Source organism: Streptomyces pactum (assembly GCF_016031615.1).
Classification (GTDB): Bacteria; Actinomycetota; Actinomycetes; order Streptomycetales; family Streptomycetaceae; genus Streptomyces; species Streptomyces pactus.
Genome location: NZ_JACYXC010000001.1, coordinates 5,172,954 through 5,194,217 on the forward strand (window position 1 = coordinate 5,172,954; position 21,264 = coordinate 5,194,217).

At 74.1% G+C, this 21,264-nt stretch carries 18 protein-coding genes, 1 pseudogene and 1 riboswitch; of the genes and pseudogenes, 5 read left to right on the top strand and 14 right to left on the bottom strand.

Annotated elements, in window-relative coordinates; translation table 11 throughout:
* Nucleotides 1–158: 158 nt before the first annotated feature.
* Entirely contained in the window at nucleotides 159–1,088 is a 930-nt protein-coding gene (locus IHE55_RS20335) for an AurF N-oxygenase family protein (protein WP_197990315.1), read from the bottom strand.
* Nucleotides 1,089–1,260: 172 nt separating this feature from the next.
* On the opposite strand from IHE55_RS20335, the gene IHE55_RS20340 reads away from it, so the two are divergent.
* On the top strand, nucleotides 1,261–2,367 hold the full coding sequence (locus IHE55_RS20340; RefSeq protein ID WP_197990316.1) for a ferritin-like domain-containing protein: 1,107 nt from the start codon (nucleotides 1,261–1,263) through the stop codon (nucleotides 2,365–2,367).
* A 426-nt stretch (nucleotides 2,368–2,793) separates the two neighbouring features.
* Nucleotides 2,794–3,606 (top strand): polysaccharide deacetylase family protein, encoded by an 813-nt coding sequence (locus IHE55_RS20345; protein ID WP_197990317.1) that lies wholly within the window; start codon nucleotides 2,794–2,796, stop codon nucleotides 3,604–3,606.
* Between the two features lie 336 nt (nucleotides 3,607–3,942).
* Here IHE55_RS20345 and IHE55_RS20350 read toward each other — a convergent pair whose 3' ends face one another.
* The 3 genes and pseudogenes from IHE55_RS20350 to IHE55_RS20360 all read right to left on the bottom strand — a co-directional run.
* On the bottom strand, nucleotides 3,943–5,421 hold the full coding sequence (locus IHE55_RS20350) for a penicillin-binding transpeptidase domain-containing protein (protein WP_197990318.1): 1,479 nt from the start codon (nucleotides 5,419–5,421) through the stop codon (nucleotides 3,943–3,945).
* The gene (locus IHE55_RS20355; RefSeq protein ID WP_197990319.1) at nucleotides 5,418–6,809 is read right to left on the bottom strand and encodes an FtsW/RodA/SpoVE family cell cycle protein; all 1,392 of its coding nucleotides are present in this window, start codon (nucleotides 6,807–6,809) and stop codon (nucleotides 5,418–5,420) included. The genes IHE55_RS20350 and IHE55_RS20355 overlap by 4 nt, the downstream gene beginning before the upstream one ends.
* A 794-nt stretch (nucleotides 6,810–7,603) precedes the next feature.
* A pseudogene (locus tag IHE55_RS20360) lies at nucleotides 7,604–8,491 on the bottom strand (LysR family transcriptional regulator); the annotation flags it as partial.
* Nucleotides 8,492–9,029: 538 nt separating this feature from the next.
* Here IHE55_RS20360 and IHE55_RS20365 point away from each other — a divergent pair.
* A complete protein-coding gene (locus IHE55_RS20365; RefSeq protein ID WP_197990321.1) occupies nucleotides 9,030–10,262 on the top strand; it encodes an MFS transporter in 1,233 nt (410 codons plus the stop codon).
* A 311-nt stretch (nucleotides 10,263–10,573) separates the two neighbouring features.
* Here the strand turns inward: IHE55_RS20365 and IHE55_RS20370 are convergent, their stop codons facing one another.
* Together IHE55_RS20370 and IHE55_RS20375 are read right to left on the bottom strand one after the other, a co-directional pair.
* Nucleotides 10,574–11,335, bottom strand: a complete 762-nt coding sequence (locus IHE55_RS20370; RefSeq protein WP_197990322.1) for a thioesterase II family protein — start codon at nucleotides 11,333–11,335, stop codon at nucleotides 10,574–10,576.
* A gap of 443 nt (nucleotides 11,336–11,778) precedes the next feature.
* Nucleotides 11,779–11,973: a DUF1059 domain-containing protein gene (locus IHE55_RS20375; protein WP_197990323.1), complete on the bottom strand. Its 195-nt coding sequence runs from the start codon at nucleotides 11,971–11,973 to the stop codon at nucleotides 11,779–11,781.
* A gap of 260 nt (nucleotides 11,974–12,233) precedes the next feature.
* Between IHE55_RS20375 and IHE55_RS20380 the strand changes: the two genes are divergently transcribed.
* Complete coding sequence (locus IHE55_RS20380) at nucleotides 12,234–12,467, top strand: hypothetical protein (RefSeq protein WP_197990324.1); 234 nt, start codon at nucleotides 12,234–12,236, stop codon at nucleotides 12,465–12,467.
* A 210-nt stretch (nucleotides 12,468–12,677) separates the two neighbouring features.
* On the opposite strand, the gene IHE55_RS20385 is transcribed toward IHE55_RS20380, so the two are convergent.
* Nucleotides 12,678–14,438, bottom strand: a complete 1,761-nt coding sequence (locus IHE55_RS20385) for an MFS transporter (RefSeq protein WP_232265641.1) — start codon at nucleotides 14,436–14,438, stop codon at nucleotides 12,678–12,680.
* A 615-nt stretch (nucleotides 14,439–15,053) separates the two neighbouring features.
* Here IHE55_RS20385 and IHE55_RS20390 point away from each other — a divergent pair.
* Complete coding sequence (locus IHE55_RS20390; protein ID WP_197990325.1) at nucleotides 15,054–15,503, top strand: DUF427 domain-containing protein; 450 nt, start codon at nucleotides 15,054–15,056, stop codon at nucleotides 15,501–15,503.
* A 346-nt stretch (nucleotides 15,504–15,849) separates the two neighbouring features.
* On the opposite strand, the gene IHE55_RS20395 is transcribed toward IHE55_RS20390, so the two are convergent.
* The 7 genes from IHE55_RS20395 to IHE55_RS20425 all read right to left on the bottom strand — a co-directional run bounded on the left by IHE55_RS20395 (nucleotide 15,850) and on the right by IHE55_RS20425 (nucleotide 21,154).
* On the bottom strand, nucleotides 15,850–17,052 hold the full coding sequence (locus IHE55_RS20395; protein WP_197990326.1) for a transglycosylase family protein: 1,203 nt from the start codon (nucleotides 17,050–17,052) through the stop codon (nucleotides 15,850–15,852).
* 5 nt (nucleotides 17,053–17,057) lie between these two features.
* A riboswitch (cyclic di-AMP (ydaO/yuaA leader) is annotated at nucleotides 17,058–17,235 on the bottom strand.
* 503 nt (nucleotides 17,236–17,738) lie between these two features.
* A complete protein-coding gene (gene kilB, locus IHE55_RS20400; RefSeq protein ID WP_197990327.1) occupies nucleotides 17,739–18,206 on the bottom strand; it encodes a plasmid transfer protein KilB in 468 nt (155 codons plus the stop codon).
* 53 nt (nucleotides 18,207–18,259) lie between these two features.
* Nucleotides 18,260–18,676, bottom strand: coding sequence for a restriction system modified-DNA reader domain-containing protein (locus IHE55_RS20405; RefSeq protein WP_197990328.1), 417 nt, complete (start codon nucleotides 18,674–18,676; stop codon nucleotides 18,260–18,262).
* Between the two features lie 111 nt (nucleotides 18,677–18,787).
* Nucleotides 18,788–19,162, bottom strand: a complete 375-nt coding sequence (locus IHE55_RS20410) for a hypothetical protein (protein ID WP_197990329.1) — start codon at nucleotides 19,160–19,162, stop codon at nucleotides 18,788–18,790.
* A 391-nt stretch (nucleotides 19,163–19,553) separates the two neighbouring features.
* On the bottom strand, nucleotides 19,554–19,706 hold the full coding sequence (locus IHE55_RS20415; RefSeq protein WP_197990330.1) for an NUDIX hydrolase: 153 nt from the start codon (nucleotides 19,704–19,706) through the stop codon (nucleotides 19,554–19,556).
* Between the two features lie 5 nt (nucleotides 19,707–19,711).
* Nucleotides 19,712–20,017: an NUDIX domain-containing protein gene (locus IHE55_RS20420; protein WP_197990331.1), complete on the bottom strand. Its 306-nt coding sequence runs from the start codon at nucleotides 20,015–20,017 to the stop codon at nucleotides 19,712–19,714.
* Nucleotides 20,018–20,752: 735 nt separating this feature from the next.
* Nucleotides 20,753–21,154 (bottom strand): hypothetical protein, encoded by a 402-nt coding sequence (locus tag IHE55_RS20425; protein WP_197990332.1) that lies wholly within the window; start codon nucleotides 21,152–21,154, stop codon nucleotides 20,753–20,755.
* Between the last annotated feature and the right edge of the window lie 110 nt (nucleotides 21,155–21,264).

Below are 21,264 nucleotides of genomic sequence, written 5' to 3' on the forward strand. Positions count from 1 at the left end.
GGCGCGTCCGGGGCCGGGCCCCGAACGCACCCCGGGCCCGGTTGACGCCCGCCACGGACCCGTGTCGCGTGCCGGGTGTCCGGGCCTGGTTGACGCCGGCCACGGAACGGTGCCGGGTGCCCCGGCCCGCCCGTTGACGGGCCGGGCCGGGCGGCCGATCAGGCCAGCAGGCCCGAGCTGCGCCACAGCCTCCGGCCCACGCCGCGCAGCAGCCCGATGTCGTCGAAGAAGTCGGTGAGCCGCCGGGCGCCGGTCTGCATCACCTCCCGCCGGTGCGCGCTCGCCCGTACCTGCGCCACCGCCTCCCGGCGGTCCAGCCCCACGTCCTCGTACACCTTCGGGTTGACGAACGCGACGGCGAAGACCCGGGCCGCCTCACCGGAGCTGAGCCGGGTCAGCTGCCGTTCCCACCGCGGGCAGCTGACCATCTGGCGGCGCAACTCCTCCCGCGCGTACCGCACGTGGCGCGCCTCCTCCACCACGTGGATGCGGGTGACACCGCGGACCAGCGGCTGGACGCGGGCGTCCGGGAAGGTCAGCCGCTGCATCCAGTCCAGGATCTCCTCGCCCAGCAGGGTCGCGGCGAACGAACCGGGGGTGGTGGAGATGCTCTTCAGCACCCGGGCGAGATTGTGGTGCAGCGGTGAGACGGGATACGTAGGCGCTCCGGTCTTCTCGATCAGCCGGGCGAACATCTTGGAGTGCCGGCACTCATCGGCGATCTCGGTCAGCGCGTACCGCACGTGCGCGCTGGTGACCGGCTTGTCGTAGATGTGCCGGACCAGCAGCTGCATCAGGATGATCTCGAACCAGATGCCCAGCGAGGCGAGCGCGGCGGCCTCGTGCCGGGCCAGGTCCATGCGCTGCTCCTCCGGCATCCGCCGCCACATCGGCGTGCCGTAGAGCGACACCAGCTCCGGTGGCCAGAACCACTTGCCCTCCTCGAAGGGCAGCTCCCAGTCCAGCTCCGCGTCCGGGTCGTAGGAGTGCTTGGCGGAGGACTCCAGCAGCCGTTCGGCGACCAGCTCCCGGTCCTTGAGCAGCCCGAGCGCGTCCCGGGGCACGGAGGGGTCGATCGTGGAAGTCATCGCTGGTCGCACCTCGCCATCACACCGCCCATCGGTTCCCCCTTATGAGACTCCGTGTCAGTAAGCGCGTCAATCCCTGGTACCAAAGGACTTGTTGACCACGCTGCGTCCTCGTGTGAGCCTGCGCGGTGACCTTTCCGGAACGGGGGACAGGCAGGTGAAGGAGGCGTCGGTGTCGACGCTCGATCTCTACGCTCAGCCACCGCAGGAACCGATATGGGGCGTGCCCGCGGCCGGCGCCGCACGCTTCAACTGGGAGTACGACCAGGGCCGCGAGCGGCTCCTCGCCCTCTACCAGAAGGGCAAGGACAAGCAGTGGGACGCGGTGACGCGGATCGACTGGGACCTGGAGGTGGACCCCTACGACCCGCTCGGCTCGCCCGACGAGGCGCTGATGATCCATGGCACCCCGTTGTGGGACAAGATGAGTGAGAAGGAGAGAGGCGAATTACGTAGACATTACGGAGCCTGGCAGTTCAGCCAGTTCCTCCATGGTGAGCAGGGCGCCATGGTCTGTGCGGCCCGGATCGTCGAGGCGGTCCCGGACATGGATGCCAAGTTCTACTCCGCCACCCAGACCATGGACGAGGCCCGGCACGCGGAGATCTACAGCCGGTTCCTCCACGAGAAGGTCGGGATGGCCTACCCGATCAACGACAACTTGCAGAGCCTGCTCGGGGACACCCTCCGCGACTCCCGCTGGGACATGCCCTACCTGGGCATGCAGGTGCTGATCGAAGGCCTGGCACTCGCCGCCTTCGGCCTGATCCGGGACACCACGGACAAGCCCCTGCCCAAGCAGATCCTCACCTATGTGATGCAGGACGAGGCCCGGCACGTGGCCTTCGGCCGGATGGCGCTGCGCGACTACTACCGGCAGCTCACCGACGCCGAACGCCGCGAGCGCGAGGACTTCGTCATCGAGGGCTGCTACCTGATGCGGGACCGGCTGCGCGGCGTCGAGGTGCTGGAGAACTTCGGCATCCCGCACGACCAGGCCATGGAGTACACCGAGCAGTCCGAGTACCTGCAGCTCTTCCGCAAGCTGCTGTTCAGCCGCATCGTGCCCTGCGTGAAGGACATCGGCCTGTGGGGCGAACGGCTCCAGCGCGCCTACGTGGACATGGGGGTGCTGGAGATGGGCGACAGCAACCTCGACCTGCTGATGGCGGAGGACGAGGAGAAGGCCGACCACCTCGACGCCGCACGCTTCGCGGCCGAGGAGGCGGCCCGGGTGAAGGAGGTGAACGAGGCGATCGCCGCCGGCGCGGCGGACTGATCCGGCGCGCGCCGGAGGACGCCGGGCGCCCCGGTCGGCGGCCGCCGGTCGACCCGGACGCCGGTCGACCCGGGCGCCGGCCCCCCGGTCGGCGGTCACCGCGGGCGGGGTGGGGCGCGGTCGCCACGGGGCGCGGACGAGGCGCGCCCCCGGGCCCGGGCACTCCTGGCGGCGGCCCGGCCGCTCCCGCCTCTCCCGGGAGCGGCCGGGCGCGCGTGCCGGGGCGTCTCCGGGCGCGCGGGACATCCTCCGGGCGGTGCGGGATGGGCCTCCGGCGTTGCGGGGGTGTGCCGGGTGTGCGGAGGCGTCTCCGGTGCGCGGGGGTGTGTCCGGACGGTGCGGGGGTGTGTCCGGGCGCATGCGGTACGCGGCCGTCCGGTGCGGTGGGACCGGAACCCCGACGCGCTCCCGTCCCTCTTTCCGGGCATGGCACGACTGAACGAACAGCAGCGGCGGCTGGCCCTCGTCCTCGCCGCGGCGCTCGCCCTCATCGCGACCGTCGCGGTCACGCTCCTGGCGGGCGGCGGTTCGTCCGGGCGGGAGGACGCCGCGGCGAAGAAGCCCGGTGCCGGGCCGCGCCCTGGCGGCGGACAGCACGCCCGCCCGCCGGCGGCGACCGTGAAGCCGGTGCCCGAGGACATCGCCCACGCCACCGAGAGCGGCGGCCGGGCGGTGAACATCACCATCGACGACGGGCCCGACCCCACCTGGACGCCCCAGGTGCTGGAGGTGCTCGACGAGCACGGGGTCAAGGCCACCTTCTGCATGATCGGCCCGCAGGCCAAGGCCCACCCGGACCTGGTCAAGCGGGTGGTCGGCGCCGGCCACCGGTTGTGCAACCACACCGTCGGCCACGACGTCACCATGGACCGCAAGCCGGTCGCCTACCAGGAGCGGCAGATCCTCGACTCGCTGAAGATGATCGAGGAAGCGTCGGATGGCGCCGAGGTGCCCTACTACCGGGCGCCCGGTGGCGCGTTCACCCCCGACAGCCGCCGGATCGCCGCCGCCCACGGCATGCGGCCGCTGGGCTGGAACGTGGACACCAAGGACTTCGAGCTGCCGGGCTCCGACCGGATCGTCCGCACGGTCAAGGCGGAGCTGGCCAACGGGCCGACCATCCTCTTCCACGACGGCGGCGGGCAGCGCGGCCAGACCGTGGCCGCGCTGCGCCAGGTGCTGCCCTGGCTGAAGGAACGGGGCTACGGCTTCAGCTTCCCGGAGATCCGCCCGTCCTGACGGCACGGTCCCGCCGGGGCCGCCCGGCCGCCCGGTGCGGGATCACCTTGGTGTGCCGGCGCGGGCCGGAGCCTTGCCGCGCGCCGTGGCCCGCCGTCCCGCCACGCGCCCGCCGTCCTGCCGCCTGCCCGCCGGCCCACCGCGCGCCGTAACCCGCCGGCCCACCGCGCGCCGTAACCCGCCGGCCCACCGCGCGCCGTGACCCGCCGCCCCGCCACGCGCCGGAGCCCCGGCACCGTGCCCGCTGAGCGCCGTGGTCCTGCGTGCGCCGTGACCCTGACGCGGGCCGTGCCCCGCCGCCCCCACCGCGGGCCGTGGCCCGCCGTCCCCCGCCGCTCAGTGCCGCCCCGCCGCCCGGTCCCGCAGCACCGCCTCCAGCACCGCGCGGGCCACCGGAGCGGCCTGCCCGCCGCCGGCGATGTCGTCCCGCCGGGGTGCCGCCTCCTCCAGCACCACCGCCACCGCGGCCTCCGGGCCGGGCTCCCCGTCCCGGCGCGCCCAGCCGATGAACCAGGCGTACGGGGTGCGGGTGTTGTCCACCCCGTGCTGCGCGGTGCCCGTCTTGCCGCCGACCGTGGCGCCCGGCAGCGCCGCCCGGGACCCGGTCCCGTGGCGCACCGCGTCCACCATCATCCGCCGCAGCTCGGCGGCGGTCCGCGGGCTCACCGGCCGGTGCAGCAGGACGGGCGGGGTGGAGGCCACCGTGCGGCCCCGGGAGTCGGTCACCCGGTCCACCAGGTAGGGGCGCATCAGGTCGCCGTCCGCCGCGACGGCCGCCGCCACCATCGCCATCTGCAGCGGGGTGGCGGCGGTGTCGTACTGGCCGATCGACGACAGCGCCAGCTGCGCCTCGTCGCCGATCCCGGTGCCGAACGTACTGCGGGCCACCGGCGAGGGCACCGTCAGCCCGTCCTGGTCGAAACCGAAGTCCCGCGCGGTGGCCGCCATCCGGTCCAGGCCGGTACGTACCCCCAGCCGGGCCAGCACCGTGTTGCAGGAGGCGACGATCGCCCGGTGCAGCGAGGCGCGGGCGCAGCCGCGCGCGGCGTCCCGCAGCGGCGTCACCGTCCCCGGCAGCACATACGGGCTGGGGGCGTCGGTCGGCGCGTCCACATCGGTGACCACCCCGTGCTCCAGCGCCGCCGCGGCCGTGACGATCTTGAACGTGGAGCCGGGGGGATAGGTGCGGCCCAGCGCCCGGTTGAGCATCGGACGGCCGGGATCCGCGGCCAGCCGCTCCCACGCCCGGGCCGCCGCCGGGCCGTTCCCGGACAGCTCGCCCGGGTCGTACCCCGGCGAACTGACCAGCGCCAGGATCTTCCCGGTGGCCGGCTCCAGCGCCGCCACCGCCCCGGCCCGTCCGGCGAGCGCGGCGAACGCGGCCCGCTGCGCGGCGGGCAGCACGGTGGTGCGGACCGACCCGCCGGGGTGCCGGGCCCCGGTCAGCTCCCGCCACAGCGGGAACGGGTCCAGCCGGGCGTCGGTGCCGGCCAGCAGCTCGTCCTCGGCGGCCTCCAGCAGCGAGGTGCCGTACCGCTGGGAGGCGAAGCCGGTCACCGGGGCCCACAGCGGCCCGTCGGGGTAGGTCCGCTCGTACCGCAGCCGCTGCCCGGTGTCCCGCGAACCGGTGATCACCTCGGTGCCGGCGAGGATGTCGCCGCGCGGCTGGCCGTACCGGGCGATCGCCGGACGCCGGTCGGCCGGGTTGCCGGCGTAGTCGCCCCGGTCCACGGTCTGGATCCGGCCGGCGTTGGCCAGCAGCGCCACCAGCAGCAGCACGCAGAACGCCGCCAGCCGCCGGACGCGCCGGTTCACGCGCGGACCCCCGGCACCGGCACCGCCTCCCGGACCGGGACGGCCGGAACCGCCCGCCCGGCCCGCGCGCCGTCGCTGACCCGCAGCAGCAGCGCGATGACGATCCAGTTGGTGACCACCGAGGAACCGCCCTGGGCCAGGAACGGCATCGCCATCCCGGTGAGCGGGATCAGCCCGGTCACCCCGCCGGCGATCACGAAGACCTGGAGCGCCAGGATCGACGCCAGCCCCACCGCCAGCAGCCGGCCGAACGGGTCCCGGGTCCCCAGCGCCGCCCGGTACCCGCACGCCACCAGCAGTGCGTAGAGCAGCAGCAGCGCCGTCAGCCCCGCCAGCCCCAGCTCCTCGCCCGCGGTGGCCAGGATGAAGTCCGACTTCACCGCGAATCCGATGAGCACGGAGTGGCCCTCGCCCAGGCCGGTGCCGAGGGTGCCGCCGGCGGCGAAGGAGAACAGCGACTGCGCCAGCTGCCCCGCCCCGCCGTCCTCCGGGCCGGTGCCGGCCAGCGGGTGCAGCCAGTCCGCCACCCGCTGGTGCACATGCGGCTCGAACCTGGCGACCGCGCTCGCCCCGGCGGCGGCCAGGGCGATCCCCAGCACGATCCACAGCATCCGGCCGGTGGCCACGTAGAGCATGATCACGAAGAGGCCGAAGAACAGGATCGACGTCCCCAGGTCCCGCTCCAGCACCAGCACCCCCACGCTCGCCAGCCAGGCGGCCACCACCGGCCCCAGCACCCGGCCCGGCGGCAGCCGCAGCCGCATCCGCCACACCCGGCGGCGGTGGTGCGCCAGGGCGTGCCGGCCGGCCGCCAGGTAGGCCGCGAAGTACACCGCCAGCAGCACCTTGGCGAACTCGCCCGGCTGGATGGACAGCCCGGCGAACCGCACCCACAGCCGGGCCCCGTTGACCGGCGGGAAGAAGATCGGCACCGTCAGCAGCACCAGTGCCGAGGCGGCGCACAGGTACCCGTACCGCTGGAGCACCCGGTGGTCGCGCAGCCACAGGACCACCACGACGCACAGCGTCACACCGAGCGCGGACCACACCAGCTGGGCCGGGGCCGCGCGCTCGCCCGGGGTCGCCCGGTCCAGGCGGTGGATCAGCACCAGGCCCAGCCCGTTGAGCAGCACCGCGATCGGCAGCAGCAGCGGATCGGCGTACGGCGCCCGCCACCGCACGGCGAGGTGCGCCAGCAGGGCCAGGACCCCCATCCCGGCACCGCACCGGACGGCGTCCGGCGGTACCGCGCCGCCGACCGCCAGGCCGACCGAGACGTACCCCCCGACGCAGATCAGCACGGCGCCGATGATCAGCCCCAGCTCCACACCACGGCGCCGGGGAACCCGGAGCGGCGGCGGGAGAGCGTCGGCGGTCGTGGCCCTCATGGCCGGGAATCTAGCAACTGGGGCGGATATCGCCTGTTGTGCGCGGCTTTCGGGTGTACCGGCCCGCGCCACGGAGTGGCCCGGCGGCGTTCCGGACCGGCACGCCCCCTCCGCGGGGGACTCCGGTACGCGGGGGACCTCCGGGAGCCGGAGCCGGCGGGGCGCCCGGTGGTACGCGCCTCACCCGCACGGCGTCACGCGGTGCGGCGCACGTGGTACGGCGTCACGCGGTGCGGAGCCGCCCGGCGGCGCGGGGCCGGGGGTGGCCCGGGGCGGGGGCCGAACGGCATCCGGTGCGCGGGCCGGCGCCACGGGCGTGGGGCGGGTCGGCGCCACGGGGCGTGGGGCGGGCTGTCCGGGCCGTTCCCGGGGCGTCCGGCGCGGTCCCCGGCAGGGACGGTACGGAACGGACCTGCCCGCCGGGGGAGCCGGCGCATCCGGCGGTTGTCGGCCGCGTCAGGCCCGCCGCGCCGCGTCCGCCGCGCGGCTCCGGTGCCCGGTCGCGGTGCGGGCACCGGCTGGGATCCGGCGGGAGCCCGGTGGCACGGGCCTCACCCGTACGGCGTCACGCGGTGCGGCGTCACGCGGTACGGAGCCGCCCGGCGGCGCGGGGCGGTCCGGCGGTGGTGAGCGGCCGGCGGGCGGGAGTCACGGACGCCGGAACCGGCCCCTCGGCCCGCCCCGCGCCTGCCGCCCGCCCCGCGGGTTCCCCTCGCCCCGCGCCCGTCGCGCCGTCCGGGAGGGTGAGGCCCGCGGGGGGAGACGCCTGCCGCGCCCTCCGCCCGCACCACGCCCTCCGCCACCGCACGGCTGAAGGCCCGTACCCCGTCCGTCTCGTGGGAGCGGCGCCACACGAGCCCCAGCGTCGAGGGCGGCAGCCCCTCCACCGGTACGAAGACGATGTCCACCCGTCCGTGGTAGAGCGCGGTCGGCGCACAGCAGAGCATCGTGCCCCGCCCCGCCGCCACCGCCGTCAGCCCCTCCTGCAGGGTCCGCACCTCCGGCCCGCGCGGCACCGCACGCCCGCCCGGCGTGACCGGAGGCGCCATGAACTCCCGCCAGTACCGGGGCGCGGGCTCCGCCGGACCGATCAGCGGGCACCGGGCCAGCTCCTCGGCGGGCAGCGACTCCCGGGCCGCGAACGGGTGGCGGACCGACACCGCGAGCGTCTGCCGCTGCCGGGAGAAGGTCGGTCCCAGCACCAGATCCGGCTCGGTGACCGGCAGGAGCACGATCGCGAGGTGTACCGTCCCGTCGCGCACCGCGCCGAACGGGTCGGACAGCGGGATCTCCACGGTCTCCACCTCACACCCCGGGCGACGGTCCCGGAACACGTTGATCCCGTCCATCACCCGTTCGTCGGCGGTGCCGAGGAACCCCACCCGCAGCCGGCTCTCCACCCCCCGCGCCGCCGAGCGGGCGCCCTCCACCGCGGCGTGCAGCGCCGCGTGGGCGGGCCGCAGCTCGGCCAGGAACCGCTCGCCCAGCGGGGTCAGCCGCACCCGGCGGCTGGACCGCTCCAGCAACCGGCCGCCGATCCGCCGCTCCAGGGTGCGCAGCAGTTGGCTCACCCTGCTCTGCGACACGTACAGCCGCTCGGCCGCCCGGCCGAAGTGCAACTCCTCGCTGAGCGTGAGGAAGCACTCCAGCTCGCGCATCTCCGGCCCGCCGCCGTCCGCCATCCATCCTCCCCTGCCCGGCCGGGACGCCACCGCCCGGCACCCCTGCCGCCGTGTTCCTCCGCCATCTCCGCCACCACCGCGCACCCGGTTCCACCACGACCGCCCACACCCGCACGCGCCGGGCCCGGTCACCCGTGCGCGCACCGCGGGTGCGCCGCCCACCCTCCCGCCACCCCCCGGCACCGCCCACCCGCACCCGCCCGTCCGCCGCACCGACCACCCACTCCGCGCCCGGCGGGGCACCTCGCGCCCCAGAGGCAGCACTCCCGTCGGCCCGCCACGAGCCCGGGCAGCCGGACACCCGCACGGCCACCTCACCGCCACCTCACCCGCCACCGCGCCCGGCGCCGCAGCGGACCGCCACCGCACCGGGCCGCCGTCCGCACCCGCCCGAGGACCGGACCACCGGGGCCTGCCCGCCACCGCACCGACCCGCCCCACCGCACCCACCAGCCCGCCCACCATCGTTGAGCCTCACTCATGGAAGGTTGAGAGCTTCGGCGTTGTTCCCGTACGGGCCGGGCGGTTCGCTGGAGCCATGCCCAGAACCACGGAACTCACGGCCGCCCCGGAAGGTGACGGCCCCCGCACCACCACCCCCCTCACCGGCTGGCTCGCGGTGTGCTCGGTCGCCGTCGGGATCTTCTCCGTCGTCACCACCGAGATGCTGCCGGTCGGCCTGCTCACCGCCATCGGAAGCGACCTCGACGTCTCCGACGGCACCGCCGGACTGGCCCTGACGGTCCCCGGCGTCATCGCCGCCCTCGCCGCCCCGCTGCTCACCGTCGCCGTCGGGCGGCTCGACCGGCGGCTGGTGCTCTGCGGGCTCATGGGCCTGCTCGCCGCCGCCAACGTGCTCTCCGCGCTGGCACCGGTCTTCCCGGTGCTGCTCTTCGCCCGGGTCCTGGTCGGGATCAGCATCGGCGGTGTCTGGGCGATCGCCGCCGGTCTGGCGGCCCGGCTGGTACCGGAGCGGTCGGTGGGCGCGGCCACCTCGGTGATCTTCAGCGGTATCGCGGTGGCCTCGGTTCTCGGCGTCCCCGCCGGCACCCTCATGGGCGACCTCGCCGACTGGCGGGTCGCGTTCGCGGCCGTCGGCGGGCTCGCCGTGGCGGTCACCGTGGCCATGGCCGTCCTGCTGCCGCCGCTGCCCCCCGCCGGTACGGTCCGCCTCAACGAGGTCCCCGGGCTGCTGCGCGTCCCCCGGCTCCGTACCGGTCTGGTCATCACCGTGCTGCTGGTCACGGGCCACTTCGGCGCCTACACCTATGTGCGGCCGGTACTGGAGGACGTCTCCGGGGTGGACTCCGGCCTGATCAGCACCCTGCTGCTCTGCTACGGCGTGGCCGGCATCGTGGGGAACTTCCTCGCCGGCTCCGCCGCGCACCGCGATCCGCGCCGCACCCTGCTGGTGCTCTGCGCCCTCCTCGCCGCCGCCCAGCTCCTGGTCCCGCTGCTGGGCCGGTCCACCCCGGGGGCGGTCGCCCTGCTGGTGGTGTGGGGGCTGGCGTACGGCGGGGTGTCGGTGACCACCCAGACCTGGATGCTGCGCTCCGTCGCCCCGCAGGCCCGGGAAGCGGGTGCGGCGCTCTTCGTCGGCGCGTTCAACATGGCCATCGCCGCCGGCGCGCTGCTCGGTGGCCAGGTGGCGGACCGCACCACGGTCGAGGCGGTGGTGTGGTGCGGCGGGACACTCGCCGTGCTGGCCCTGCTCACCACCGCACTGCCGGTCCGCGACCCCGCCCCGGCCGAGGAACCGGCCACCGGCTGAGGTACCGGCCACGGGCTGAGGTGCCGGCCGCGGGCCGAGGTGCCGGCTGCCGACCGGGAAACCGGCACCCGCAGCCGGCCGGGCGCCGTGCCGCACGTCCGTACCGGGCCGGCCCCGGTCCACGCCCCATGTGCCCGGTCCCGCGTCGGACTCCGACCCGCGCCCGGCCCTACCGACCCGTACCCGGACCCGCAACAGCCCCCGCTCTACCAGCCCGGAGCCGCCGGGCACCGCCCCCGGGCCCGACCCGCTGTCCGGGATCGGGCCCGGGCCGACGGGTGCTGCCGGTCACCGGTGCGTCGGGCGGCGGGTCAGGCGGTGCCCCGCAGCGCCCCCAGCCGGTCCTTGATCACTTCCGCGACCTCCGTCATCCGGTCGGTGAGGAAGAAGTGGCCGCCGGGGTACGACAGCAGGTCGAGGCCGCCACGGGTGTGCCGCTCCCAGTCGCGCGCCTCCTCCGCCGAGACCTTCGGGTCGTCCACACCGATCAGGCCCACCACCGGGCAGCTCACCGAGGCGCCCGGAACGCTGCGGTACGTCCCGATCGCGCGGTAGTCGCCGCGCAGCGCCGGGAGCACCATCTCCAGCAGCTCCGGATCCTGCAGCACCGCGTTGCTCGTGCCCTCCAGCGACCGGATCTCGGCCAGCAGCGCGGTGTCGTCCCGGAGGTGCACGTCGTCCTCGTCCCGGTAGCGGGACGGCGCCCGCCGGCCGGACGCGAAGAGGACCAGCGGCTTCACCCCGTGCCGCTCCTCCAGCCGCAACGCCACCTCGTAGGCCAGCACCGCGCCCATGCTGTGGCCGAACAGCGCCAGCGGCCGGTCGGTCAGCTCGGCCACCACCGGGAGGACCGCGTCCGCCAGCCGGTGGATGTCGTCGATGACCGGCTCCCGGTAGCGGTCCTGGCGGCCGGGGTACTGCACCGCGTGGACGTCGATCCCCGGCGCCAGGGCCTTGGCCAGCGGGAAGTAGTAGCTGGCTGCGCCGCCCGCGTACGGGAAGCAGACCAGCCGGATCTCGCTGTCCGGCGCCGGCCGGAACTGGCGCAGCCAGTCGCTGGTGGTGCTCGTCATGCTCGTACTCCCCCTCTTCAGCCCGGTCAGGCCGTCCGCCGTGCCGGGGCGCGCGTGTTCTGGATCAGGACGGTACGGGGCGGAGCGCGCCGGAATCCAGCCGCTCAGGGGCGCCCGGGGGCCGGACGGCGGCCGCCCGGGCGACACCGCCCGGTCCCGTGCACCGCACACCCATCGCATCGCCCGTCCGGCATCCGGACGGGCGGCGGCCGGGACGCCCCGGACGCGCCCGCACACCCGCCCCAAAGGCCCGCCGCACCCCTGCGGGGGCGCCCTCCCGGCCGAGGCCGAAGGACGGCGCATGCCCCGCGCGCGTGCCCGCCCCGCCCGACCGGGCCGAGCCCGGCGCGCGGCCGCCGTCCCCACCCTCCGGCCGCCACGTCGAACGCGCCGCGTCCCGCCCGCGCGGGCGACCTGTCACCCGGAGGGCGTTCCCGGACCGGTCAGGCGGCGTCCCGCGGGGCCGCGTCCCTCAGCGCCCTGCGCAGCGCGGCCCGGAGGTCCAGCGAGTCCACCTGGTCGTGCGCACGGACCGCGTGCTCGGTCGCGGCGCGCAACACGTCCTCCTCCTCACCGCTGAGCGTCAGGGTGCAGTGCTCCGCGCCGGGGAAGTCCCGGCAGTCCACGGTCTTGCGCATGGTGTACCTCCCGAACGGATCACCTCCACCTTCCCCCGCTCCGGCCAGCCGGGAAAGTCCGGGCACCACGCTGCGTGAGGGCCGGCCGGCCCTCACCGCACGACCGGCCGCGGCGGCCCGGCCCCCACCGCACCACCGGTCGCCACCGCCCGGACCCGGCCGGGCGGACACGGCACCGCTGGATGGCCCAACGGAGGGGAGGAGCGCGGTGCCGGGTGGGATGCTGAACCCAGGGGACTCGTGTGCGGGGAGTGAGTCCGATGGCAGTGAGCATGTACGTGGTACGGAGCGCCACCGAGCCGGAGCGCGTCGTCTACGAGACCCACGCGATCGAGGCCGTGGCCGACCGCGCGGGCGTCCACGCCGAGGTCCAGAGCCGGACCCACGACGTCACCCTGCGCAGCAAGGCCCACGCGCGGGCGATCGCCGAGGCGGACGGGTACGAGCTGCGCGAGGACGGCGAGGCGTGGGAGAGCCTGCCCGAGGACGACTGACCCTCCCCGCCCCCTGCGCCTGACCGACCTTCCGGCCTCTGGCCCCCCGGCCCGGCGACCCGACCGACCCGCCGCCGCCCGGCGCGGAGGATGATGCCGGTCGGCAACCCGCCCGGCCGCACCGTGGCGCATCACCTGACCGGCCCACCGGCGCCCGCGCCGCGCTCGCTGGGCCGCCGGCGCCCGCGCGCCGCGCCCCCCCCGGGCCGCTCACCCGCTGCCCGTACCTCCGCCGGCACCGGCCGGCGCGCCCGGCCCACCGCTGCCGCCGCCGGGCCCCTCGGCGCCCGGCGCCGCACCTTCCACGGCACCCGCGCCGGCGCCCGCAGTCGCGCCCACCACCGGACCCGCACCAGCACCCGCAGCCGCCACGGCAGCCGCACCCGCACCCGCGCTCGGCACACCCGCACCCGCCACGGCGGCGTCCGTACGGGCCTGCCCGCCACCCGCGGCGCGCAGGGTGGTGCCCGCCACCGGGTCCGGGCCGCCGGCGATCGCGCCCGGCCGGTGACCGGGCAGGAACAGCGCCACGGTCAGGCCGAGCACCGCGGCCCCGCAGGACACCAGGAACGCGGCGCGGAAGCCGCTCAGGTCGGGGAGGTCCAGCGGGCCGAACGGCGTCGTCCGATGGGCCAGGATGACCCCGACCACCGCACTGGAGGTGGACATCCCGATCGACCGCATCAGGGTGTTCAGGCCGTTCGCGGCACCCGTCTCGTGCGGCGGTACCGAGCTGATGATCAGCGTCGGCATGGCCGAGTAGGCGATCCCGACGCCCACCCCGAGCGCGGCGGCGAGCAGCGCCACCTGCCAGACCGAGCCGAGCATCACCGTGCCCCCGCCGTAGGTCGCGGCGATCACCGCCAGGCCGATGAGGAGCGAGACCTTCGGGCCGAGCGTGGCGTTGATCCGCGCGGACAGCGGCGAGACCAGCATCATCGCCACACCCATCGGCGCCAGGTACAGCCCCGCCATCACCATGGACTGGCCCAGCCCGTACCCGGTGGCCGCCGGCAGCTGGAGCACCTGCGGGGACACCAGCGACATCCCGTAGAACGAGAAGCCGACCAGGATGGACGTGACATTCGTCAGGAGTACCTGCCGCCGCGCGGTGGTACGCAGATCGACCAGCGGCTGTTCGGTACGGAGCTCCACGAACCCCCACACCAGCAGGATCAGCGCCGAGGTGCCGAACAGCCCCAGGGTGCGTCCGCTGCTCCAGCCCCAGTCGGCGCCCTTGGTGATGGGCAGCAGCAGCGTCAGCAGCCCGGCCGACAGCCCGGCCGCGCCCACGGCGTCGAACCGCCCCGGCCTGCGCACCGGGGACCGCGGTATCACCAGCAGCACCAGAACGATCGCCAGCGTCCCGACCCCCGCGGCACCGAAGAACAGGGTGTGCCAGTCGGTGTGCTGGGCGACCAGCGCGGCGGCGGGCAGCCCCAGCGCGCCGCCGATGCCCAGGGAGGAGCTCATCAGCGCCATCGCGGAGCCCATCCGCCGCGGCGGCAGCTCGTCGCGCATGATGCTGATGCCCAGCGGGATGGCACCCATCGCGCCGCCCTGGACGGCCCGGCCCGCCACCATCGGCACCAGGTCGGAGGTGAGCGCGCACACCAGCGAGCCGGCCACCAGCAGGGACAGCGCCACGAGCAGCATCCGGCGCTTGCCGTACATGTCGCCCAGCCGCCCCATGACCGGCGTGGAGACCGCACCGGACAGCAGCGTGGCGGTCATCACCCAGGACGCGTCGGAGGACGAGGTGTCCAGCAACCGCGGCAGATCGGTCAGCAGCGGCACGACGAGCGTCTGCATCAGGGACACGGCGATGCCGCAGAAGGCGAGCACCGCCACGAGGGCGCCGCCCGTCGCGCGACCGGCGTCCGGCCCGGCGGGCCCCTCCGGCGTGCCGGGCGGGAGGCCGGGCGGTGCGGTACCCGCGGCGTCGGTGCGGGCACAGGCTTCATCGGACATACGGCAGCCGCCTCCAAGCGGTGTGTTCCAGCAGTGCGGACCGTGGCCGCGGGCGGCACCGGTCACGACGACCGGGGGGTCCCGGACGACGGACGGGGGAGCGGGCCGGACCCGGACCAGGACCCGCCGGACCAGGAATCTGCCCGGCCAGGGCGCTGCCGGCCCCGGAACCACCACCGGGAGACCGCCGGCCCCGGAACCCCGACCCGGAGAACCGCCGGACCCGACCCGGAGAACCGCCGGACCCGGCACCCGGGCCCGGGAGCTGCCCGACCCGCACCTGCCGGCCGGCATCCGCGGTGGTCCTACCCACCGAACCCGCTCCGGTCCCGGACCGGCCGGGGCCGGCGAGGCGCCTCCGGCGTTGATGTGTATCGTGCACATTTCTCGCCGGAGGGGTCCATTCCGTAGCTGTTGATCAGGCAAAAGGCCGGTCAAGATCCGGTAGTGCGGGCGTCGGGGGCGCCGGCGACGGCCGCGTACGGCGTGCGGTGCACCCGGTCGCGGCCGGTCCGCGCCCCGCGCAGCTTGGCCGGTTCCCGCCCCCGGAGGCGGGAATTCGGCCCGGCCGGCCCCGCGTTCTCCCCGCAGGACGTGAGGAACAGGGGGACGCCCATGGCCGCACACCACCCCGCGGACCCGGACGCACCGCAGCCGCGGACCGGCAGCACCCGCACCGACGGCACCGGCCGGGCAGGCCGTGCCCACCGGGTCCGGGTCGTGCCGGGCACCGAGCACGTGCGCGTGGAGATAGCCGGCCGGCTGGTCGCCGAGTCCGTCCGGCCGCTGCTGGTGTACGAGACCGGTCTGCCGGTCCGGTACTACCTGCCCGCGCAGGACGTGGACCTGAGCCTGTTCGAGCCGACGACCACCCACACCGTCTGCCCCTACAAGGGCACCGCGTCGTACTGGTCGTACACCGGCGGCGGCGAGGTCCGCCCGGACGTGGTCTGGTCCTACCGCGACCCGATACCCGCCGTCGCGGCGCTCAAGGACCACCTGTCCTTCTACGACACGGTCGCCGACATCACCGTCCGCCGACCGCCCGGACCCGCCACCGGCTGACCGGCACGGCCCGCCGCCCCCGCGTACCCCGGCCGGGCCGCTCCCGTCCCGCCGGGCGCCCGCCACCCCCACAGTCCGACGGCAGCGGGCCCCGTACACCCCTGTGGGTGCGCCGGGCCCGCTGCCGTCGGACCATCCACCGGCGCCGCGCCCCAACCGAGCTCTGGCCACCGGACCCGCGCACCGGTCGAGAAGGGCCGACCGGTGCCCCGGCGCGATCGGCAACCCGCGACCGCCGGCCGACCGGCCGGAAACACCCCGGAAACGCCGGAGTGCCCGGCCCGCACAGTGGCGGACCGGGCACTCAGGACGGCGACCCTGGCGGGGCCGTCGGGAGACCGGTACCTCAGATGCTGACGCCGTGGGCGCGCAGGTAGGCGATCGGGTCGACGTCGGAGCCGTAGCCGGCGCCGGTGCGGATCTCGAAGTGCAGGTGCGGGCCGCTGCTGTTGCCGGTGCTGCCGGACAGGCCGATCTGCTGGCCGCCGGAGACGGTCTGGCCGGCCGAGACGGACAGCGACGACAGGTGGGCGTACTGGCTGTACTTGCCGTCGGCGTGGCGGATCACGACCTCGTTGCCGTAGGCGCCACCCCAGCCGGCGGACACGACCTCACCGGGGCCGACGGCCTTGACGGTGGTGCCGGTCGGGACGGGGAAGTCCACACCGGTGTGGTAACCGCTGGACCAGGAGCTGCCGGCCTGGTGGTACGGGGTGCCCAGCACCAGGTTGGCCACCGGGGCGGTGAAGCCGGAGGCGGACGGCGCGGCCTGCTCGGCCGGGGCGGCGGCGGGCTTCGCGGCCGGCTTGGGGGCCTCCTGCTTCGGCGCGGCGGGCTTGGGGGCCTGCTGCTTCACGACCTGGCCGCCCAGGGTCAGCTCCTGACCCGGGAAGATCAGGTTCGGGTTGTCGCCGACGACCTGGCGGTTGGCGTCGTAGATGGCCTTCCAGCCACCGTCCACGTCGTGCGCCGCGGCGATCTTGAACAGGGTGTCACCGTGGACCACGGTGTACTCCGCGCCCTTGGCCTCCTTGGCGACCGGGGCGGCGGCCTTGGGGGCCTCCTGCTTCGGGGTGGCGGCCTTGGGGGCCTCGGCCACCGGCTCGGCGGCGGCGGGGGCCGGCGCGGCCTCCTTCTTCACACCGTCGGGCGAGATGGCCGGAGCCGGGCCGCCCTGGGTCAGACCGGCCTTGACCGAGCACACCGGCCAGGCGCCCGGGCCCTGCTCGGCCAGCACCTTCTCGGCGATGGCGATCTGCTGGTCCTTGGTGGCGAGGTCGGCGCGCGGGGCGTAGTCCAGACCGCCGAACGCCGCCCAGGTGGACTGGGTGAACTGCAGGCCGCCGTAGAAGCCGTTACCGGTGTTGATGCTCCAGTTGCTGGTGCTCTCGCACGCCGCGACCTTGTCCCAGGTCTCGACGGAGGCGGCGCTCGCCGTGGTGGCGCCGACCATCGGAAGGGCCACACCGGCGCCGCCCGCGGCCAGCGCGAGCGAGATCTTGGCGATACGGCCGGGGTTGAATCGGCGGTGACGTCCGCGTGCAGACATAGGGGTGTTCCTCTCCTACGCCTGCGAGGTGAGCTGTCGGGTTCGGGCTGGAGTTGCCCGGTCGCGTCCTGACGCGGTGGTCTCCCACCGCGACGCGACTTCACCCCAAGCCGGCCGCACTGATGCGCGGACCGGCACTTACCTGGTTCCCCCGCTCCTGCCGTGATGCGTCGTGGGTTCTCCGCGGCCGGCGGCAGGATTAGGCGCTCCGGCTACGGGCTCCCGGGCAGTGATTGCCGGAGGGAGCGAGCGCCACCGTAGACAGAACGAATTCGCCGCCACAAGTAACGTGATCTGCGTCAAAGATCAATAAAGGGAATTTCGCTCCCGACGCGTCACGCTGCGCTCCGGATCTCTTCCGCAGCGAAATGGAGATCTTGCGCAGCGGCACGCACGAAAAACGCCGAGTAACGGACCTGACCCAACGTGCCCAAGATGCCACGTGGCGGTCACCGGTTCACCGGTCGGCCCGTGACCTCCCTCACCCGCTTCCCTTCTCGTCGCACCGGCCACCAAATATCCCATTTATTCAGGGAAATTGTGATCTGCACCCTATGCTCGGCGGCCAAACCCCCACAACACCGCCCGGATGGTGCACCGGCCCACTCGACACCGACGGCTCACCGGCACTCCGGGGCACCGCGGCCGGACGCGGCTCCCCGGAGCGGAGGCGGAACCCCGGGCCCTCACCGCACATCGCGGGCGGCGAGCTGAACGAAATTCGCCAGTTCCTGCCGGGCTTCAGCTCCCTTGGCGCTGAGTTCATTCCGGTTCGCGGCCTCGTGGATGTCCGAGGTCAGTTCATAAACGTGCTCGGCGGCATCGGTGATCCGCTGGCTGCTCGATATCAACTGGACCCGGAAAAGCGCCTGCAGTGCCAGACCGCGCAACCGGTGCGCCTCCACCCGGGCCTCGAAAGCGGCGTCACCGTGCGGGTCCTCGTTCCGGCGGTGCCACCGGTCCTGCTGCCCGCGCCGGAACTCCGTCACCGCCCCGGCGAAATCGCTGTAGACCGCCATGCGTTCGGCGCGGAGCTGCTGCTGGGCGGCGAAACTCTGCGCCCTCCGGTCCGCCTTGCGCTGGAACACATGGGTGGCGACGGCGCCCAGCAGCGTTCCGGCGACCGCGATGAGAGTGGAGAGGGCAGCGTCCATGCGGGCAGGACATCACAAGATCCACTCCGCGTCCGCCGCTTCCGTCACACTCCTCAGGTGCGCCGGCGCAGGTCCTCCCGCAGCTCCTCCAGCAGGCGCCCGCCGGGCACGTGGGTGTACTTCGCCCACCCGTCGGCATCGATGCCGGTCTGGGCCTTGAGCGCGGAGGAGGGCTTGGGGAAGGAACCGCTGCCGGGGACCTCGATCCAGCCGTCGGCGGCGACCGTGGCCTCGTGCGTGCGACCCCGCCGCGGCTCGTGGTAGCGGAGGGTGTCCCCGGGGGCGATCAGCCCGTCGTCGATGAGCTGCTTCAGCTCCCCGGCCCGCCGCAGCGGCGGCGCGGACGCCCCGGCACCCTCGTCCAGCAGCATCCGCCGCAGCACGTCGTTGGGGGTGTCCACCGGCGGCCGGCAGTGACGCCGCAGAAAGGCGAACACCTCCTCGTCCACCTCGATCATCCGCTTCCCCACGGAAGACTCCCCCTCTCCGGACGTCGGTTTCCCCCAGTGTGCAGTGCGGGGGCCGGGCCCGTGGGGCGAATGAGGCGGCAGAGGCGCGCCGTTGCGCCCCCCGCCTCCCCGTCAGGCTCGCGCACGGGCCCTGCGGGCCTGGCGGAAGTCCAGATAGGACATCGCCAGGGTCAGCAGCGGCACCACGATCCACAGCAGGACGACCCGGAGCCCGCCGTCCGTCAGCGTGGCGACCAGGGCCACCACGACACCGCTGACGACGAAGCCGGCGAACTGCCGGTAGGAACGGAAGCCACCCGTCGCCGCCGCGCGCGTATCGTCGGGCCCCTCCTCCTCCGCGAGCGCGGCGCGCACCGGATGGTCGTCCCCGTCCCGCCGGGCCTGCAACCAGGCGAAGAACCAGCGACCCAACACATAGAGGGCGAGCACCCCCAGGAAGATCCACCACTCGGTGGCGTCATCGGGCAGTGAGCGAGCCAATGTCATGATCACCGCGTGCCCGCCGCGCGGAGGAGTAGACCGTTCCGCATACGCGCCGGCCCCGAAGCCCCCGGGGCTCCCGGGACAGGGGCGGCCCGCGGACGGCATGACGGCGAGCCGGCATGCCGTCCGCCGGACACAGAAAGGGCCCCGACCGGAATGTCCACCGGTCAGGACCTCCGGTACTTCTCCTGGAGCGCCGATATGCGCCTGTTCACTACGCACCGGAAATCGTCATTCATCCGCTGGGAGAAGCACCCCTGGCACGCTCCGGATCAATGGGCTGACGTGGCGACTATCTCGGCCAGTTGCCGGTCCGCCGTCGAAAGCCGGGCGCGGGCGAGCTGGTACTCCGGCTATCACGTATGCAGCGGTGCGCAAGGTGCACCGGCCACTCCTACTCCACCGGTCGAGGCAGGTCGGCGGCGAGCAGGCGCTCGTGAAGCTCTCCCAGAGCGGTGCGGTTGCTGTCGAACCGCAGCAACTTGCCGGACGCTGTGTAGTCCAGCCACTGGACGGCGGTGTGTTCGTCGGAGAGCTTGATCTCCACACCGGTCAGGTCTGCCGCGAAGCGTATTCGGGCACAACATAGGTTCCCGCCGGCCAGCTCTCTCGATCGGCGAAGAAGCGTGCGGGGATGCTGGCGGTGGTCTGCAGGGGGTAGAGCGTGACGGTCCGGTCGAGGCCGAGCTCTTCACGTGCCTCGCGGACAGCGGCCTGCTGAGGGCTTTCGCCCGCCTCACCGCCGCCGGCGACTGCCTGCCACACATCCATGTCACGGCGGTGGAGAACGGCGAATTCGACCTCCTCGCCGACCCGGCGGAACGGCACGACGAGGATTTGGAATGGCGCTCGCGACATGTGGCTCTCCTTGGACATGAAGAGGGCGGCACCCGGGTCATGGTGTGCTGATGCTCCGCTTCGCGAAGCTGCCCGCAGTTGTCCCAGATCTTCTCCACCGCGCTGACGACACCGGCCCGTTCCGGCGGGTCGTCGAGCAGCATGCCGGACCCGGCTGCTTGCCCGGACAGGACCAGCCCGGTGCAGACAGCACGGACCTGTGTACAGGGCGCGGTCCGTGAGCGCGCGTAGTCCTGGATCGCGGCGTCGGCACGGATCACGGTGTGTGCGGCGCCGTCCACCTGGGCGGTCCATCGGCCGTGTCGGTTGCGGTCTGTCCAGGAGAAGGGCCGTAGTGGTGGGGTGTCATGGCCGGACCGCGCTCGCCTTCACGCAGGTCCCGTGCCGTCCGGACAATACGGGGGTAGCGGCGTCCTGACCCGTGACGGAGAGCGGAACCGCTCCTCCGCCGTCGTTTCCGGGCATATAAGAAAGGCCCTGACCGGCATTTCTGCTGGTCAGGGCCCTCCGGCACTTCTTGCGAAGTGCCCCCGGCAGGATTCGAACCTGCGCACACGGCTCCGGAGGCCGCTTCTGGCCTACGAAACATCGCAGGTCAGAGCGGATTTGCTGATTGGCTGATCGGGACCAGTCCACGGATGGTCCACGCCAGCCAGGGCAGTGCCCGCTCTCAAGGACTGACCGGACATCGGAGCGTAGGAGCGTTGGCGGTGTTCGGAAGGGACCTTCGGTTCCTCAACTGCTGCGGGTGTAGTCGGTCTTGTCTTGGACCTTCTTGTAGACGCCTTCGTCTATCCAGTGGCAGTAGAGGCTTCTGCCGTTGAGAGCGAGCCGCCGACAGTGCTGGCCGCTCATGGGCCAGGCTGCCACTTCGGCTCGCGGCCTGCCTCGGGAAGCCGCCAGCTCGGCCACATACTCGAGTGCGGGTTTCAAATCGGTGGGCCGTGCGGATGGGTAGCGCAGGGGCCGTGTGACGAGCTTGACGAGTGGGTGGCTCTCCCACTGAGCGTACTGTCGCGGTGAGGCCCCGTAGGAGCCGGGCTGCTTGGTCGCGTCGAGCTGGCCGCGATAGATGCGCAGCTGATGAAGGTGGCGGTCGTAAGGGCTGTCGGCGGCGAGGTGCTGGGTGAAAGCCACGGGATCGAACTGTCCCTTGCTCCAGTCTTCCCAGCTCTGGTGGTGGAGCCGGCGTAGGTGCCGCCCCTCCACGAGTGCTCGCCCCAGCACCCTCTGTGCTGCACTGCATC